General features: G+C 70.7%; 18 protein-coding genes. 7 read left to right on the plus strand and 11 right to left on the minus strand.

Annotation, left to right across the window (positions count from 1 at the left end):
* Positions 1-141: 141 nt before the first annotated feature.
* The 3 genes from ACQRWP_RS28615 to ACQRWP_RS28625 are packed head-to-tail and all read right to left on the minus strand — an operon-like array spanning position 142 to position 1,888.
* Entirely contained in the window at positions 142-774 is a 633-nt protein-coding gene (locus tag ACQRWP_RS28615; RefSeq protein WP_430499169.1) for a hypothetical protein, read from the minus strand.
* Positions 775-782: 8 nt separating this feature from the next.
* Positions 783-1,136 (minus strand): transcriptional regulator, encoded by a 354-nt coding sequence (locus tag ACQRWP_RS28620; protein WP_430499171.1) that lies wholly within the window; start codon positions 1,134-1,136, stop codon positions 783-785.
* Entirely contained in the window at positions 1,133-1,888 is a 756-nt protein-coding gene (locus ACQRWP_RS28625; RefSeq protein ID WP_430499173.1) for a hypothetical protein, read from the minus strand. The genes ACQRWP_RS28620 and ACQRWP_RS28625 overlap by 4 nt, the downstream gene beginning before the upstream one ends.
* A gap of 177 nt (positions 1,889-2,065) precedes the next feature.
* Here ACQRWP_RS28625 and ACQRWP_RS28630 point away from each other — a divergent pair, with 177 nt between their 5' ends.
* Positions 2,066-2,407 (plus strand): VOC family protein, encoded by a 342-nt coding sequence (locus tag ACQRWP_RS28630; protein ID WP_430499175.1) that lies wholly within the window; start codon positions 2,066-2,068, stop codon positions 2,405-2,407.
* Positions 2,408-2,431: 24 nt separating this feature from the next.
* Here ACQRWP_RS28630 and ACQRWP_RS28635 read toward each other — a convergent pair whose 3' ends face one another.
* The 3 genes from ACQRWP_RS28635 to ACQRWP_RS28645 all read right to left on the minus strand — a co-directional run bounded on the left by ACQRWP_RS28635 (position 2,432) and on the right by ACQRWP_RS28645 (position 4,508).
* A complete protein-coding gene (locus ACQRWP_RS28635) occupies positions 2,432-3,076 on the minus strand; it encodes a dihydrofolate reductase family protein (RefSeq protein WP_430499177.1) in 645 nt (214 codons plus the stop codon).
* A 32-nt stretch (positions 3,077-3,108) separates the two neighbouring features.
* Entirely contained in the window at positions 3,109-3,813 is a 705-nt protein-coding gene (locus ACQRWP_RS28640; protein WP_430499178.1) for a dihydrofolate reductase family protein, read from the minus strand.
* 368 nt (positions 3,814-4,181) lie between these two features.
* Entirely contained in the window at positions 4,182-4,508 is a 327-nt protein-coding gene (locus ACQRWP_RS28645; RefSeq protein ID WP_430499180.1) for a GNAT family N-acetyltransferase, read from the minus strand.
* Between the two features lie 48 nt (positions 4,509-4,556).
* Between ACQRWP_RS28645 and ACQRWP_RS28650 the strand changes: the two genes are divergently transcribed.
* On the plus strand, positions 4,557-5,438 hold the full coding sequence (locus tag ACQRWP_RS28650; RefSeq protein WP_430499182.1) for an LLM class flavin-dependent oxidoreductase: 882 nt from the start codon (positions 4,557-4,559) through the stop codon (positions 5,436-5,438).
* Positions 5,439-5,470: 32 nt separating this feature from the next.
* On the opposite strand, the gene ACQRWP_RS28655 is transcribed toward ACQRWP_RS28650, so the two are convergent.
* From ACQRWP_RS28655 to ACQRWP_RS28665, 3 genes are read right to left on the minus strand one after another with little or no spacing between them, the layout of a single operon-like run.
* Positions 5,471-5,902, minus strand: coding sequence for an ASCH domain-containing protein (locus tag ACQRWP_RS28655; protein WP_112700111.1), 432 nt, complete (start codon positions 5,900-5,902; stop codon positions 5,471-5,473).
* Positions 5,903-5,959: 57 nt separating this feature from the next.
* Positions 5,960-7,006: a questin oxidase family protein gene (locus ACQRWP_RS28660; RefSeq protein ID WP_430499184.1), complete on the minus strand. Its 1,047-nt coding sequence runs from the start codon at positions 7,004-7,006 to the stop codon at positions 5,960-5,962.
* A 33-nt stretch (positions 7,007-7,039) separates the two neighbouring features.
* Complete coding sequence (locus ACQRWP_RS28665; RefSeq protein ID WP_430499185.1) at positions 7,040-7,591, minus strand: phosphoribosyltransferase family protein; 552 nt, start codon at positions 7,589-7,591, stop codon at positions 7,040-7,042.
* Between the two features lie 187 nt (positions 7,592-7,778).
* Between ACQRWP_RS28665 and ACQRWP_RS28670 the strand changes: the two genes are divergently transcribed.
* From ACQRWP_RS28670 to ACQRWP_RS28685, 4 genes are all read left to right on the plus strand, one after another.
* Positions 7,779-8,417 (plus strand): septal ring lytic transglycosylase RlpA family protein, encoded by a 639-nt coding sequence (locus ACQRWP_RS28670; protein ID WP_430499186.1) that lies wholly within the window; start codon positions 7,779-7,781, stop codon positions 8,415-8,417.
* Positions 8,418-8,521: 104 nt separating this feature from the next.
* Positions 8,522-9,646, plus strand: coding sequence for a PP2C family protein-serine/threonine phosphatase (locus ACQRWP_RS28675; protein ID WP_430503319.1), 1,125 nt, complete (start codon positions 8,522-8,524; stop codon positions 9,644-9,646).
* A gap of 129 nt (positions 9,647-9,775) precedes the next feature.
* Positions 9,776-11,632 (plus strand): acyl-CoA dehydrogenase, encoded by a 1,857-nt coding sequence (locus ACQRWP_RS28680; RefSeq protein WP_430499188.1) that lies wholly within the window; start codon positions 9,776-9,778, stop codon positions 11,630-11,632.
* 194 nt (positions 11,633-11,826) lie between these two features.
* A complete protein-coding gene (locus ACQRWP_RS28685) occupies positions 11,827-12,096 on the plus strand; it encodes a DUF6458 family protein (RefSeq protein ID WP_030487564.1) in 270 nt (89 codons plus the stop codon).
* Positions 12,097-12,145: 49 nt separating this feature from the next.
* Here ACQRWP_RS28685 and ACQRWP_RS28690 read toward each other — a convergent pair whose 3' ends face one another.
* Entirely contained in the window at positions 12,146-12,685 is a 540-nt protein-coding gene (locus ACQRWP_RS28690) for a SixA phosphatase family protein (protein WP_430499190.1), read from the minus strand.
* Positions 12,686-12,797: 112 nt separating this feature from the next.
* Between ACQRWP_RS28690 and ACQRWP_RS28695 the strand changes: the two genes are divergently transcribed.
* Positions 12,798-13,085, plus strand: a complete 288-nt coding sequence (locus tag ACQRWP_RS28695) for a DUF6458 family protein (RefSeq protein ID WP_430499192.1) — start codon at positions 12,798-12,800, stop codon at positions 13,083-13,085.
* 278 nt (positions 13,086-13,363) lie between these two features.
* On the opposite strand, the gene trhA is transcribed toward ACQRWP_RS28695, so the two are convergent.
* A complete protein-coding gene (gene trhA, locus ACQRWP_RS28700; protein WP_396723072.1) occupies positions 13,364-14,041 on the minus strand; it encodes a PAQR family membrane homeostasis protein TrhA in 678 nt (225 codons plus the stop codon).
* Positions 14,042-14,110 lie beyond the last annotated feature (69 nt).

Below are 14,110 nucleotides of genomic sequence, written 5' to 3' on the forward strand. Positions count from 1 at the left end.
CACCTACCATCGGCGGCCGGGCTGTCACCCCCCTGTCATGGCCCTGACACGGCCACTGACACCGGGTTTCCCCCCGTCAGGCCCCCGTTCGGCAGTGGCGGCGTTACCGACTGCGGCCCGTCGTCGGGATGGGTGGCAGTGTCAGCGCGCCCGCTTGACGCGTCGGTCGTCGAGCCAGAGCGCCAGCCCGTTGCGACTGCGGTAGACGGCGATGCCGGCGATCACAAGGGTGATCAGAATCCCCCAGCCCCAGAATCGACCACCCACCCCGCCGGGCGGGTTCGCCTCGCGGGTGCGGCCGGCGCTGATCACGCTGTCGGCGACGTCGACGGCGAGGACCTGCTCCGGGGCGGTCATCAGGGTTCGTGGCGCGGTGGCGTCGGGCGCCAGCGCCAGCACCCGTACGCTGCGCACATTGGGGTAGGCGGTGCGTTGGTCCAGCTCCAGCGGCTGGTCGAACCGGTCCGGGCTGAGAGGTTCGGGCTGGTAGGCGACCACCAGCGCCGACCCGTCCGGGCCCCAGCCGAGTAGTCGGATCGCGGTCACGCCGGTGACCTCTGGCAGGGGCAGCGGTGCGGTGTCCCGGCCGGTGGCGCTGTCGACCCGCCGCAGGCTCCAGTCGGTGGTGCCGGCCTTCCGGCTGATCAGCGTCAACGCTCCGTCCGTCGTCCAGGCCCCCTTGCCGGCCAGCCAGCTCTCGGCCGGCAGCTCGACCGTCCAGGGAATGGTTGAGGCCGCCCACCGGCTCGGGTCGGTCGATGCCGCGCCGGACACGCTTGCCGTCAGGTGGCGGCCCGGAACTCCTGGTGGCGTCGGAGGAGTTCCCGCAGTGCGTTGATCTCGGCAGCCAGTGCGGCCTGCCCCTGCTCGGTGATCCTGATCCAGGTCTTGGGTCTGCGGCCGTGGTAGCCCCGTTCGATCTGGATCAGGTCGGCCTCCTCCAGCACGGCGAGGTGTCGGGATAGGTTGCCGGCGGTGAGTTCGAGGGCGTCGCGGAGGTAGGCGACCTCCACCCGTTCGGCCTCGGCGGCGATGGTGAGGATGCCGAGCCGGTTGCGCTGATGGACGGTGTCGCTGAGCCCGTTCGTCGGGTGCCCGCCGTCGCCGGTGCCGACGGCCTTATCGTTACTGCTCACGCCGACCTCTTGATCGTGTTGAGGAAAGCGATGCCGCCGCCGACGAGCAGGATCGGTACGGGCAGCAGGGCGGCCAGCAGGAAGCTGTAGCGGTTCAGGTCCCCCGGCTCGAAGTTCGCGGTCTGGAAGTAGACATTCACGAGGACGACCGCCGCGGCGTAGACCGAGGCCACGACCGTCAGGCCACGGCTGCGTTCCAGTCGAGCCAGGACCAGTAGCCCCACCGCGATGACGAGGTGCGGGAACATGCCGCGATCGGAGATGCCCAGCAGCGGTGTGGTCACCCAGCTGGTCCCGTTCGAGATCACCGTCGCTGTGTTGAGCAACAGGTACCGCAGCACGATCGGCAGCACGAGCCCGACGACGGTGCCCACGATGCCGGCGATGACGTACGGCCGAGCCGGTGTCTGGACGCCCACCCGCACACCATGCCACCGATACCACCGGAGGCTGAGCAGGTACCCGCCGATGAGCGCCGCCAGCCAGTACCAGCCGAGGGTCGCGGAGCGTTCGAGGAAGTCCCCACCGAGGCCGGTCAGCGCGGGGTTGTCCTGCCCGCCGCGCAGGGCGAGCGGGTCGACCGACTCGACGTACAGGGGTGCGGCCGCCGCCATCAGGAGACCGAACAGCAACAGCGGCAACCAGTAGGCGTTGCGGACGGCCCGAGTGCGTTGCTGGAGGGCGGTCACCGAGGCCAGCAGCTCTCCCGGTGTGTTGTCGCTGTTCGGCGCGGTGCTCGATCGGTCGGACACGGTGACCTCCAGGCTGCGGCTGCACTACCAATAGGTTTGCAGCGCAAATCATTCTGCGCAAGAGTCTCAGCGAAGTGATGACATCCGCGGGGATCGACCGTGGTAGTTCCTGCCGGACCCCGGCACCGGCTAGGGTCCGCTTGGAGGTGGTCCGTGTTCACCGAAGCGTTTCCGATCGTGACGACACCTGACCTGCCACGACTGATCGCGTTCTACCGGGACGTGGTCGGCTTCGAGCTGACCTACCGGTTCCCGGACGAGGGCACCCCGGAGTTCGTCGCTCTCCGGCTGGGCAGCAGCGAGCTCGGCCTGGCCGCCAACCCGGAGGCCGGCGAGCCGGCCGACTCGCACCGCTGGGAGTTGTGCGTCTACGCCGACGACTGCGACGCCGCCGTGGGCGCGCTGCGCACGGGTGGAGCGACAGTCACCGAGGAGCCGGTCGACCAGCCCTGGGGTGAACGGTCCGCGCGGGTCACCGACCCCGACGGCAACCGGTTGCTGGTGCTGGCCCGGCTGTAGACGACCCTGCCGGGGAGAGTGCCGTCAGCGTCGCCAGAACAGGAGATGGGTGACCCCGCTGGGGCTGGGCACCGACTCGAGGTGGAAGCGGTCGAGCAGTTCGTCGGGGCTGTCCCACAACCGCTCACCCCGTTCAAGGTCGACGGGCGCGACGGCGATGTGCATCGTGTCGACCAGGTCGGCCTCGATGAACTCGCGGATGATGGCGACCCCGCCACCGAGGCGTACGTCCCGACCGTCGGCTGCCTGCTTCGCCTCGGCCAGTGCCTCGGCCGGGCTGACATCGCGGAAGTGGAACGTGGTGTCGGACAGGCTGAACGACGGACGCACGTGGTGGGTGAGCACGAAGACCGGCGTATGGAACGGGGGGTTGTCCCCCCACCAGCCCTGCCAGTCATGGTTCTCCCAGGGGCCACGCTGGGGGCCGAACTTGTTGCGACCCATGATCTCCGCGCCGATGTTGCACTCGGCGTCGCGGGTCAGGTAGTCGTCCAGGCCACGGGTGCCGCCCGGCTCGGTGCGATACACGAAGCTGGCGGTGGCGGCACGCCACGAGAACAGCGGGGTGGGGTCCGCGTGACCGAAGGGCCGTTCCAGGCTCTGCCCCTCGCCGGTCCCGAACCCGTCGCGCGAAACGTTGAAGCACTGCACCCGCAACAGTTGCGCCATGGTGTCTCCTCCTTCCTTCGATGGGCCGGGGTTCAGTTCGCGGTGACCGTCGGGCCGCCTCCGCTGCCCCGGTCGTCGAGCACGAGTGGGGCGCGCCCGCGCACCGCGTACCGGATGTGGGTCACCTGCGGGGTGGCAAGGACGCGGGTCGGCGTCAGCTCGACCCCCTCCCGGTCGCCCAGGTCGAGGTCCGCGTCGAAGAGCCGCAGGCCGGTGCCGAGTACGACCGGTACGACGTGCAGCTCCAACTCGTCGAGCAGGCCGGCCTTGAGCACCTGCCGCACCAGGCTGCCGCCCCCGGCCACCGCGACATTCTTGCCACCGGCCACGGCGCGCGCCTGCTCCACGGCACTGGCCACGCCATCGGTGACGTAGGTGAAGCTGGTGCCCCCTGCCCTCAGCAGCCGCTGGCGGGGGCGGTGAGTGACGACGAAGACCGGTGCACGAAACGGCGGCTCCTCACCCCAGGGGATCTCACCCCCGTCGGCCATCCGGCGCCCCATCACGTACGCGCCGGCCGCGCCGAACGACTCGGCGATCACCTCGGAGTCGGTGTCCTGCTCTCCGCCGGCGAAGCCCTGCCGTTCGCGCCAGGCCGCGGCTTCGGTCGCCCACCGGGTGACCCGGAAGAACTTGGCGCTCTCCTCCGAGTCCATCCAGTTGCCGTTCCCGTCGAACTGTGGGCCGGCGTAGAAGCCGTCCACCGACACCGACAGCTGTGCGGTCACCTTCGTCATCGCGCCTGGTCCTCTCCTCGGGCGGCACCCCGACTGGGTGCCGCTCACCGAGTGGTCGGAGCCGAACACGATGCCCCTACCGGGTAGAAGTGTGACCCGTGTCACCTGTCGGCTCGATCAGGAGCCACGTCCCGGCGTGTTCCGGGACGCGCGACCAGCGCATCCGGGGCTTCTCCTCCGGGCGAGGGCTCCAGTCCCGGTAGGGCGCGAGGGCCACCCGCCAGGCGATCACCGCGAAGACGTAGAGGCCCGGGCCGACCAGCCAGAGCAGGGCGTCGCGTCGCCGATAGGAGGCGTACGGCGCGAGCCACGCGGTCGGACTTCCGGTCGGCGAAGGTCGGGTGGCGAAGGTGTTCCGGACACCGGCCCTAACCGGCGGGTCGCCTGACCCACGAGGTGCCGGACGGTGCGTAGCCGTGGCGGCGGTAGAAGCGCACCGCGCTCGCGTTCCGGTGGTGGATATCCGCCGACAGGTAGGAGAGCCCGTGCTCGACCGCCCACCGGTTCGCCGCGTCGAGCAGTGCAGAGCCGACCCCACGGCCGCGGGCCTCGCCGAGCACCACCGTGTGGATCTGTGCCGAAGGCTCGGGGCGAAGGATCTGATGTGCGGACGGTTCGGGCAGGCGCAGCACCTCGACCAGCGCCGGCACGTCAGAAAGGCCCGCCGGTCGCACGGCTGACCCGATCTCCCGCATGAGCGTGATGCTAGGGCGCGGGTGTCCGGCCCGACTAGGGTGGCGATCATGCGGATTGGCATCGTGATCCTGCCGGACCAGCGGTGGGCGGAGTCGCAGCGTCGCTGGCGGCAGGTCGACGAGTGGGGCTTCGACCACGCCTGGACGTACGACCACCTGGGCTGGCGTGACCTGGTCGACGGCCCGTGGTTCGACTCGATGGCCACGCTGACCGCCGCCGCCACGGTGACCTCGCGGATTCGGCTGGGCACCCTCGTGGCGTCGCCGAACTTCCGGCACCCGGCCGCGTTCGCCCGGCAGATCACCACTGTGGACGACGTCTCCGCCGGCCGGCTGCTGCTCGGCCTGGGCGCGGGCGGCATCGGCTTCGACTCGGCGGTGCTGGGCGGGGAGACGCTGCCGCCGCGTCAGCGGGTCGACCGGTTCGCCGAGTTCACCGAGTTGTTGGATTTGATCCTGCGGGAGGACGGCACCACCTGGCGTGGTGACTGGTTCGCCGCTGTGGATGCCCGCAACAACCCCGGCTGCGTGCAGCAGCCCCGGGTGCCGTTCGTGGTGGCCGCCAACGGGCCACGGTCGATGCGGTTGGTGGCCCGCTTCGGGCAGGGGTGGGTGACCACCGGCACCGGTGACGACAACGACCTGGCGGGTTGGTGGGCCAGTGTGTCAGCGCTGTCCGCGCGGATGGACCGAACCCTGGACGAGGCTGGCCGCGACCCGGCCAGCCTGGACCGCTACCTCTCGCTGGACGCGGCGCCCGTCTTCTCGCTCAGCAGCGCACAGTTCTTCGCCGATCAGGTCGGCCGGGCCGCCGAGCTGGGCTTCAGCGACGTGGTGACGCACTGGCCGCGCGCCAGCAGTTGGTACGCCGGTGACGAGGCCATCCTGGTGGACGTGGCGACGCGGTTGCTGCCACAACTACGCGGCTGAGGCCGACGCACCGACCCGGCTGGGCGGCCGGGTCAGGTGCCGAGGTCGCCGCTGGCCACACCGCCCTCGCCGCCGGAAACCAGGCGGAAGCGCAGGCAGACGATCGGGGTGTCGCCGTCGACCGGTGTGCCGAGCCGCGCCCAGTAGGTCGAGTGCCCGGCCCGCCACTCCTCGATCGAGCGGTCGCCCTCGCCCTCGGCGTGGGCGAAGTCCCAGGGCACGTCGGCGAAGCGGACCACCTCGACTCCGGTGATCTCCACGACGCCGGCCAGTGCGTTGTCGTCGTCGACCAGGGCCAGGCGTTCGCCGACGTGCTCCAACTCCTCGCCTTCTTCCGCGTACTCGGCGAGCCGGCCGGCCGTCGCGGTCTTCACACCGGCCAGCACCAGGGTGTTGAGGGTTGACCGCAACTCGCCGGGGGTGCCGAGGGCGAGGGCGCGCAGTTCACCGATCCGAGGCCACATCCTGCCGAGGCTAGGCCAGCACTGCCCGAGCCGCCGCCGCAATACCCGTCGCCGCGCTCAGATCAGCTGACCGGCGTAGCCGGGTGCGGTGAGGAGCCGCTCGTCGGCACTGGTCGCGTACGCGTCGAGGATCGCGTCGGCGAGCTTGACCACGTGCTCGTCGCCGTGGCGGGCCGCGCGGGCGAAGACCTCCGCCGGCGTCGCGGGGGTCACGGTCGGTGGCGCGATGCCGTCGGCTGGGGCGTACACGGAGGTCATGGCCGCCGTCGCGGCCCAGGCCGCGGCGAAGCTCGGCGCCCACAGACCCCGGTCCAGTGCCGGCAGGGTACGCAGCACGGCGGTCGGCGCGGTGACCGCGTGCACCAGCATGACCGGCGCGGCGTGCCCGAAGCGCAGATAGTCCAGGCCGGCCCGGTGCACCAGCGTGGTGAGCCCGCGCTCCGCCCCGGCCGGGCTCCGCACGGGGCGCAGCGTCGCCAGTGCCGGCTCCCATCGGGGTACGCCCGGCAGTTGGTCCAGCCGATCCCGGACGCCGCCGGTCTGATCGTCGATCCGGGGCAGCCCGTCCAGTGCGGCCGCCACGTCGATGTCGTCGGTGCCCGGCCGTTCCGTCTCGCCGGTGAGCAGTCGGTCGGTGCCGGGGATCGGCTGCCAGCGGGCCGCCCAGTAGCCGAGGGCCTGGCCCAACTCCGTGAGGCGCTGCCGGTTCTCGTCGTCCGGGTCGAGCGCACGCACGGCGTGCCCGACCCGGATCACACCGTGCGTGGCGCCGGCGGCGATGCCCGGCAGCAACCGGGGCCACCAGGTGCCGAGCACCGCGCGCCACGGGTGTTCGCGCAGTTGCCGGTCGAAGTAGGCCAGCCAGTCGCCGGCGCGCTTCGGATCGCCCAGCGCCGACCGCCAGTCGTCGATCGGGTGCAGCCCTCGGGGCAGCTCGTCGAGGCGGCCGAGGTAGTCGTCGAGCCAGCGGTGCACCCGGTGTGGGTGCCCGTGTCGGACCAACGCCTCGACGGCCATCGGACCGTGGTTGGACAGCCAGCCCTGATATTCGGGGCCGGTGCGGTGCAGCCGCTCGTACGCCTCGTCGAGAACTCCGTCACTCATCCGCCGATCGTCGGTGCTGAACCTCGCTTGAGGTCAAGCGGGCAGATCCGCGGCGTCGATCAGGCCGGTGATCCGTAGGTCGGCCGCGACGTCGGGCGGGCAGTCCACGGCCACCACGGCGGTGCCCAGCACCTCGGCGCCCCGGGCGGCGCAGATGTCGTAGAGGGCGTGTAGCTGCGCGCCCGTGCGCACCCAGTCATCCACCACCAACACCCGGTCGTGGGGGCCGAGGTGTCGGTCCCGTACGGCGAGGTCGACCCGTCGGCCCCGGTAGTCCGGTGGGCTCTGCGCCCAGGTGAGCGGCCCGGCCGGCAGTCGCCCGTCACCGGGTTTGTGGGCCGCCACGAAGCCGACCCCGAGGGCGGTGGCGGCCAACGGCCCGAGCAGCAGCCCGGTGACGGCCGGCGCGAGCACCACAGTGGGCCGGGCGGCCCGGTACGGCGCCACCAGGGCCGGCCCCAGCTCGGCCAGCACAGTCGGGTCCCGCCACCAGCCGGAGATGTCGCTGACCAGGTGACTGGTGTCCGGGCCGGGGTCGATCCACTGGAAAAGGGAGGCCAGGCGTTCGGTCAGATCGGCGGGCATCCGCTCATCCTGCGGCACGGGTGGTGGGCGTGCCGGCACCCGGGCCACCCGGCCCACCCCGGGTCGGATGATCGGCTACACGTACCTGTGCAAATACGGGCATACCACCATGATCACGTTGACTTCGGAAGTACTTCTCTCGTTACGGTCCGACCCGGTTTGTTCAGACGACGAAAGGACCGGGCCGGTGGCAGGCAAGCACTCCCGTACCCGCATCTTCTCCTCCCCGGCGGGCATCGTCGCCACCGCGGCGGTCGGCGTCGCCCTCGCCGTCGGGGGCACTGTCGGTGCCGTGCAGCTGGCCTCCGGCTCCGACCAGTCCGGGCAGGTAGCTCTCGACCTCACCCCGACCACCGCCGCGAGCAGCCTCACCCCCAGCTCCCCGGCCGTCACCCCGAGCGTCAGCGCCTCGCCCAGCGTGACCGCCAGCCCGTCGGCGACCCGGTCGCAGCAGGCCGCCTCCCGGGGCAAGGAGCGCACCGCGTCACCGAAGCCGAAGCCGAAGCCGACCGTCAAGAAGACCACGGCCGCGGCGAAGGTGCTGGAGAGCGGTTCGTGCGGCGCCTCGTTCTACTCCGACGGCCAGCTCACCGCCAACGGCGAGTCGTTCAACCCCGACGCGCTGACCGCCGCGCACAAGACACTGCCGTTCAACACCAAGGTCCGGGTGACCAACCCGGCCAACGGCAAGTCGGTGACGGTGCGGATCAACGACCGCGGCCCGTTCATCGACGGCCGCTGCCTGGACCTCTCCCGGGCCGCCTTCGCCAGCATCGCCTCGGTCGACGTGGGCGCGCTCACCGTCCGCTACGAGGTCCTCGGCTGAGCGGGACCGGCGCCGCCGATTCGGTCGGCCGAGTGGGCCGGCCGGACAGAACCTCCTCGGACGACGGGTCAGGTTCATTCACCGGTTCACGTGGATCAGGCAAACTGTCCCTCGTACCCACGCGACTCCTCCAGTCGGGCCGTCGCCCGCTGAGCCCCGGATCCCGCGCCGGCCTCGGCGCGGCCCTCGTTCTGCTCGCGATCGTGTCGGCGGTGGAGGCGGCGGACGGCCGTAAGGTGCACTACGTCGCGCTCCTGGCGGCCGCGCCGATTCTCGCCGCCGCCCTGGCGTCCTGGGTGGTGGTCCTGGGTGTGGGCGTCGCGGCGACAGTGATCGGCGCTGGCTTCGCGCTGGTCGCGCCGAAGGTCTCGTTGGTCACCTCGGTCAACGTTGTCGCGGTCGCGCTCACCACCGGATTGGCCGTGGCGGTGGCGTGGGTCCGACAGCGGCAGGCCGAGCGGATCGTGGAGCTGACCAAGCTCGCCGCGGTGGCCCAGCAGGCGGTATTGCGCCCGCTCGGGCCGCAGGTCGGCACGCTCTCCGTCGCCGGACGCTACATCTCCTCCACCGCGACGGCCGAGATCGGCGGCGACCTGTACGAGGCGATCGACACGCCCTACGGCGTCCGCATGATCATCGGTGACGTGCGGGGCAAGGGTCTGGACGCGGTCCGGCTGGCCAGCATCGTCCTCGGTTCCTACCGACACGTGGCGTACGAGCGGGCCGACCTGCGGGCCGTCGTCGCCGACCTGGACCGCGCGGTGGCCCGCAACGTCGGCGACGAGGACTTCGTCACGGCGGCACTGGTCGAGGAGCGTGGCGGCACCCTCACGATCGTCAACTGCGGGCATCCGCCACCGCTGCTGCTACGCCGAGGTGCGGTGATCCCGCTGGAACCGCCGGCCCCGGCGCCTCCGCTCGGGTTCATGCCGGTGGTCCGCCCCCGGGTCGAACGCCTGGAGCCTGGAGACCGGCTGCTGCTGTTCACCGACGGCCTCGGCGAGGCGCGGCGGGACGGCGAGTTCTTCCCGACCGCCGACCGGGCCTGGCGACTGCTCGGCCATGGCACGGTCGCCGACGGGCTGGCGTCGCTGGAGACCGCCCTGGTCGAGTGGGTGCACGGTCGGCTCGACGACGACATCGCGCTGGTCCTGATGGAGTACGTCGGTGCCCGTACCGGCGCGGCCGTGGCCGTCCCGAGCTGGGAGGTCGGCGCCGCCGAGAGCTGAGCCGGCCGACCGCGCCCGCAGGTGTGTAATCGCCGTCACTTGGGTGATCCGCTTGTCGCTGCCTACCCGCGAGTAATACAGTCGGGGTTACTGATCGGTAACACCTGTCCGGAAGCGGGGCCAGCGAGCATGACCCACTACAAGAGCAACCTCCGGGATCTCGAGTTCAACCTGTTCGAGGTCTTCGGGGCGGACCGGGCGTTCGGCCAGGAGCCGTACTCGGATCTCGACACCGACACCGCCCGCAGCTTCCTCGCTGAGGTCGACCGCCTCGCCCGCGAGGATCTGGCCGCCAGCTACACGGACAGTGACCGCAATCCGCCGGTCTTCGACCCGGCGACGCACACCGCGCCGCTGCCGGAGTCGTTCAAGAAGTCCTACCAGGCATTCATGGACTCCGAGTTCTGGCGCCTGGACCTGCCGCCGGCGCTGGGCGGCACCAACGCGCCGCGCGCCCTCTGGTGGGCGCTCGCCGAGCTGGTGCTCGGCTCGAACGCGCCGGTCTGGATGTACGCCTCCGGCCCGTCCTTCGCGCACGTGCTGCACGTCGAGGGCAACGAGCGGCAGAAGAAGTGGGCCAAGCTCTTCATCGACAAGCAGTGGGGCTCCACGATGGTGCTCACCGAGCCGGATGCTGGCTCGGACGTGGGCGCGGGACGCACCCGGGCGGTCCAGCAGCCCGACGGCACCTGGCACATCGAGGGTGTGAAGCGCTTCATCACCTCGGGCGAGCACGACCTGAGCGACAACATCGTGCACTACGTGCTGGCCCGTCCGGTCGGCGTGGAGGGCGTCGGTGGCCCCGGCACCAAGGGCCTGTCCCTCTTCGTGGTGCCGAAGTTCCACTTCGACGAGACCACCGGCGAGCTGGGCGAGCGCAACGGCGTCTACGCCACCAACGTCGAGCACAAGATGGGCCTGAAGGTCTCCAACACCTGCGAGGTGACCTTCGGCGAGCACGGCGTACCGGCCAAGGGTTGGCTGCTGGGCGACAAGCACGACGGCATCCGGCAGATGTTCATGATCATCGAGTACGCCCGGATGATGGTCGGCACCAAGGCCATCGCCACCCTCTCCACCGGCTACCTCAACGCCCTCGAGTACGCGAAGAACCGGGTGCAGGGCGCCGACCTGATCCAGCAGGCGGACAAGACCGCCCCCCGGGTCACCATCACCCATCACCCGGACGTGCGCCGCTCGCTGCTGCTGCAGAAGTCGTACGCCGAGGGTCTTCGCGCTCTGGTCCTGTACACCGCCACCTGGCAGGACAAGGTCGCGCTGGCCGAGGCTGCCGGCGACGAGAAGGCCACCAAGCTGGCCAAGCGGGTCAACGACCTGCTGCTGCCGCTGGTCAAGGGCGTCGGTTCGGAGCGGGCGTACGAGATGCTCGGGCACGAGGCCCTGCAGACCTTCGGCGGCTCCGGGTTCCTCCAGGACTACCCGCTGGAGCAGTACGTCCGCGACGCCAAGATCGACACCCTGTACGAGGGCACCACCGCCATCCAGAGCCTCGACCTGATCTTCCGCAAGATTGTTCGGGACAACGGCAAGGCGCTGCTCGCGGTCTCCGGCGAGATCCAGGAGTTCATCTCCTCCGAGGCGGGCAACGGCCAGCTCAAGGAGGAGCGGCAGGCGCTCGGCAAGGCGCTGGCCGAGATCCAGAACATCCTCGGCGTGCTGACCGGTTGGCTGGGCGAGGCGCAGGGCGGCGACACCCGCGCGCTCTACAAGGTCGGGCTGAGCAGCCGGCGGTTCCTGCTGGCGATCGGCGACCTGGTGGTCGGCTGGCTGCTTCAGCGGCAGGCCGACGTGGCGCTGAAGGCGCTGGCCGGCGAGGTCTCCGCCAGCGACAAGGCGTTCTACACCGGCAAGGTGGCCGCCGCCCGCTTCTTCGCCCGTGAGGTGCTTCCCCGCATCGGCGCCGACCGGCGGATCATCGAAGGTGCCGACCTCGACATCATGGACCTCCCGGAGGAGGCCTTCTAGGTCCTGTGCTGGGTCGCACCACCCGGCACTTGCCACGGCCGGTGGGGCTCCTGCCCCGCCGGCCGTCGCCGTCTCAGCCTGGGGCGGCACGGATTGGCCGAGCCCGGTCGGGTATGCCGCAGGCGTGGCGGGTAACCGTCGCGTGACCTCGAAAGGGAACGCCCAGAGCCACCGCACGGGGGAGTGCAGCGCACATGGGTGTAGGAAGCGGCATTTTTCTCATCGCGATCGGCGCGATTCTGACCTTCGCGCTGAGAGCCAACGTCTGGTGGATCGACGTACGCGCGGTCGGCTGGGTGTTCATCCTGGCCGGGCTGGCCGTACTGCTGACCACTGTCTGGTTCTGGCAGGACCGGCGCAAGCGGGCTCGAACTCTCATCGTGGAGGAGAACCGGCTGTCTCATCCGACGGCGATGATGCCGCCACCGCCGGACCCGCCGCCACCAACCGCGCCGCCGTCCTGATCCCCGCACAACGCGTACCCCTGAGCCACCCGTCGGATCGACGGGTGGCTCAGTCGCGTGCGGTGTGCCGAGCCGTGAGCGGCGCTCCCGCCCTGCTCAACTCCACCCAACCGGACGGGCAGCGGTGCACTGCCAGTTCGGCGGTGCGCAAACCCTCATCGTCCACTCCCTCGGGATCGAGGAGCGCGGAGAGCAGCGAGATGCCCGGATTGTGGGCAATGAGCAACGCTGTCCGGGCCGCCGGGTCCACTGTGCGGACCAGCGACAGCAACTCCTCGGGGTGCGCGTCGTACGCACCCGGCTCATAACGGACGGTCGGGCGAGGACCGGTCGGACCACCCTCCGGCGGTGAACCGGTCATCCCCATCGCCACCCCGTGCCAGGTCTGCCGGGTGCGTCGGGCCGTCGAGCAGATCACCACGTCGGGCAGCAGCCCATGGTGCGCCAACCAGGCCCCAGCCGCAGCCGCGTCGGCGTTCCCGCGTGCGCTGAGCGGCCGCTCGGCGTCGTCCGCCGCGTCGCTGCCCGGCTCGGCCTTCGCGTGCCGCAGCAACACCAGTGTCCGTGTGTCGGGGTCGGCGTCCGTCATGCCCCCAGCTTGCCCGATTGGCGATCTCCGTGCCTGGGTAAGTCGATGGATGCCGCACCCCTACCGACGGCCGCGGCGCGACGTACGCCAGGTTAGAGCCGAGGAGCGAGACATGGGCATTGGTGGCAGCATCTTCTTGATCGCATTAGGTGCGATCTTCGCGTTCGCAGTGGAGGCCGACCTGGGCTGGCTGAACCTGGCCGTGGTCGGATGGGTGCTGATGCTCGCCGGCGTCGCCGGCCTGCTCGCCACCCTCTACTTCTGGAATAGCCGCCGCCGCCCGGTGGTGGCCGCGCCGGTACGCGAGGAGCGCGTGGTGGCCGACCGGGTCGTGCCGGTACAGGACGACCAGGTCATGCGGGAGTACCGCGAGGTGCGTCGGCCGGGCCGACCGGTCTGATCCTCGCCCACACACTCCGGGGTCCCGCAGCGTCGCGGGGCCCCGGCTCGCGTCTCGGCCCAACTCGTGCGTGCCCGGAGGTACCGCCGCCACCCCTGCCAAGATCTGCACACTTTCGGTGAAACTGCTGCCGGGCAGCGGGGATCGGCCCATGATCGTGCCGATCCAGGAAACAGGGCTCTCGGGTGCGAGTGAGGCCACTAAGTCCTTGATCGAGCACGATCATGGCGGCTGCCGTCGTGGCGTTTCGGGCCGCGCCTGCGTCCTGGCCGTTTGGGTCAGGCGAACAGCGCGAAGTAGATCGCGATGTGGTGACAGAGCGCCGCCAGCAGCGTGCAGGCGTGGAAGAACTCGTGGTGGCCGAAGACGGTCGGCCACGGATTGGGCCGGCGCAACGCGTAGAAGACCGCGCCGATGCTGTAGATCGCACCACCGACGATCAGCAGCACCAGTGCGGCGACGCCGCCCCCGTGCAGGATCTCCGGCAGCATGGCCACCGCCACCCAGCCCAGCGCCAGGTAGAGCGGCGCGGACACCCAGCGCGGCGCGTGCGGCCAGACCACCTTGACCGCCACGCCGGCCAGCGCGCCGCCCCAGACCAGGGCCAGCATCACGGTGGCCGGTCGGGGCGCGAGCAGCATCGCGCAGAGCGGTGTGTACGTGCCGGCGATGAACACGAAGATCATCGAGTGGTCCATCCGGCGCATCACCTGGTAGCCGCGCTCTGACCACACACGACGGTGGTACAGCGCGCTCGTGCCGAAGAGCCCGCAGACCGTCAGGCTGTAGATGAGGCAGCTCACCAGGGGTGCCCACCCCGGCCGGGTGGCGGCTATCGAGCAGAGCACGATGCCGCAGACCAGGGCGACGAAGAAGGCGTACGTGTGTAGCCAGCCGCGCATCCGGGGCTTACCGATGTCGACCGGCTTCAGGCGAAGCGGGGCGGAGGTGGTCACCCAGTCAGGTTACGGCACCGTAGGTTACTTGCAAGTAGTGGCGTTGGTGACACCCGGCACCGTCCACGT

Source organism: Micromonospora trifolii, from assembly GCF_050516465.1.
Lineage (GTDB): Bacteria > Actinomycetota > Actinomycetes > Mycobacteriales > Micromonosporaceae > Micromonospora > Micromonospora trifolii.

Coding starts and splice junctions, on each gene's coding strand:
- ACQRWP_RS28695 (WP_430499192.1), top strand. CDS start 12,798: ATGGGCATTGGTGGCAGCATCTTCTTGATCGCATTAGGTGCGATCTTC.
- ACQRWP_RS28635 (WP_430499177.1), bottom strand. CDS start 3,076: ATGGCGCAACTGTTGCGGGTGCAGTGCTTCAACGTTTCGCGCGACGGG.
- ACQRWP_RS28680 (WP_430499188.1), top strand. CDS start 9,776: ATGACCCACTACAAGAGCAACCTCCGGGATCTCGAGTTCAACCTGTTC.
- ACQRWP_RS28665 (WP_430499185.1), bottom strand. CDS start 7,591: ATGCCCGCCGATCTGACCGAACGCCTGGCCTCCCTTTTCCAGTGGATC.
- ACQRWP_RS28640 (WP_430499178.1), bottom strand. CDS start 3,813: ATGACGAAGGTGACCGCACAGCTGTCGGTGTCGGTGGACGGCTTCTAC.
- ACQRWP_RS28690 (WP_430499190.1), bottom strand. CDS start 12,685: ATGACGGACGCCGACCCCGACACACGGACACTGGTGTTGCTGCGGCAC.
- ACQRWP_RS28660 (WP_430499184.1), bottom strand. CDS start 7,006: ATGAGTGACGGAGTTCTCGACGAGGCGTACGAGCGGCTGCACCGCACC.
- ACQRWP_RS28655 (WP_112700111.1), bottom strand. CDS start 5,902: ATGTGGCCTCGGATCGGTGAACTGCGCGCCCTCGCCCTCGGCACCCCC.
- ACQRWP_RS28685 (WP_030487564.1), top strand. CDS start 11,827: ATGGGTGTAGGAAGCGGCATTTTTCTCATCGCGATCGGCGCGATTCTG.
- ACQRWP_RS28645 (WP_430499180.1), bottom strand. CDS start 4,508: ATGCGGGAGATCGGGTCAGCCGTGCGACCGGCGGGCCTTTCTGACGTG.
- ACQRWP_RS28650 (WP_430499182.1), top strand. CDS start 4,557: ATGCGGATTGGCATCGTGATCCTGCCGGACCAGCGGTGGGCGGAGTCG.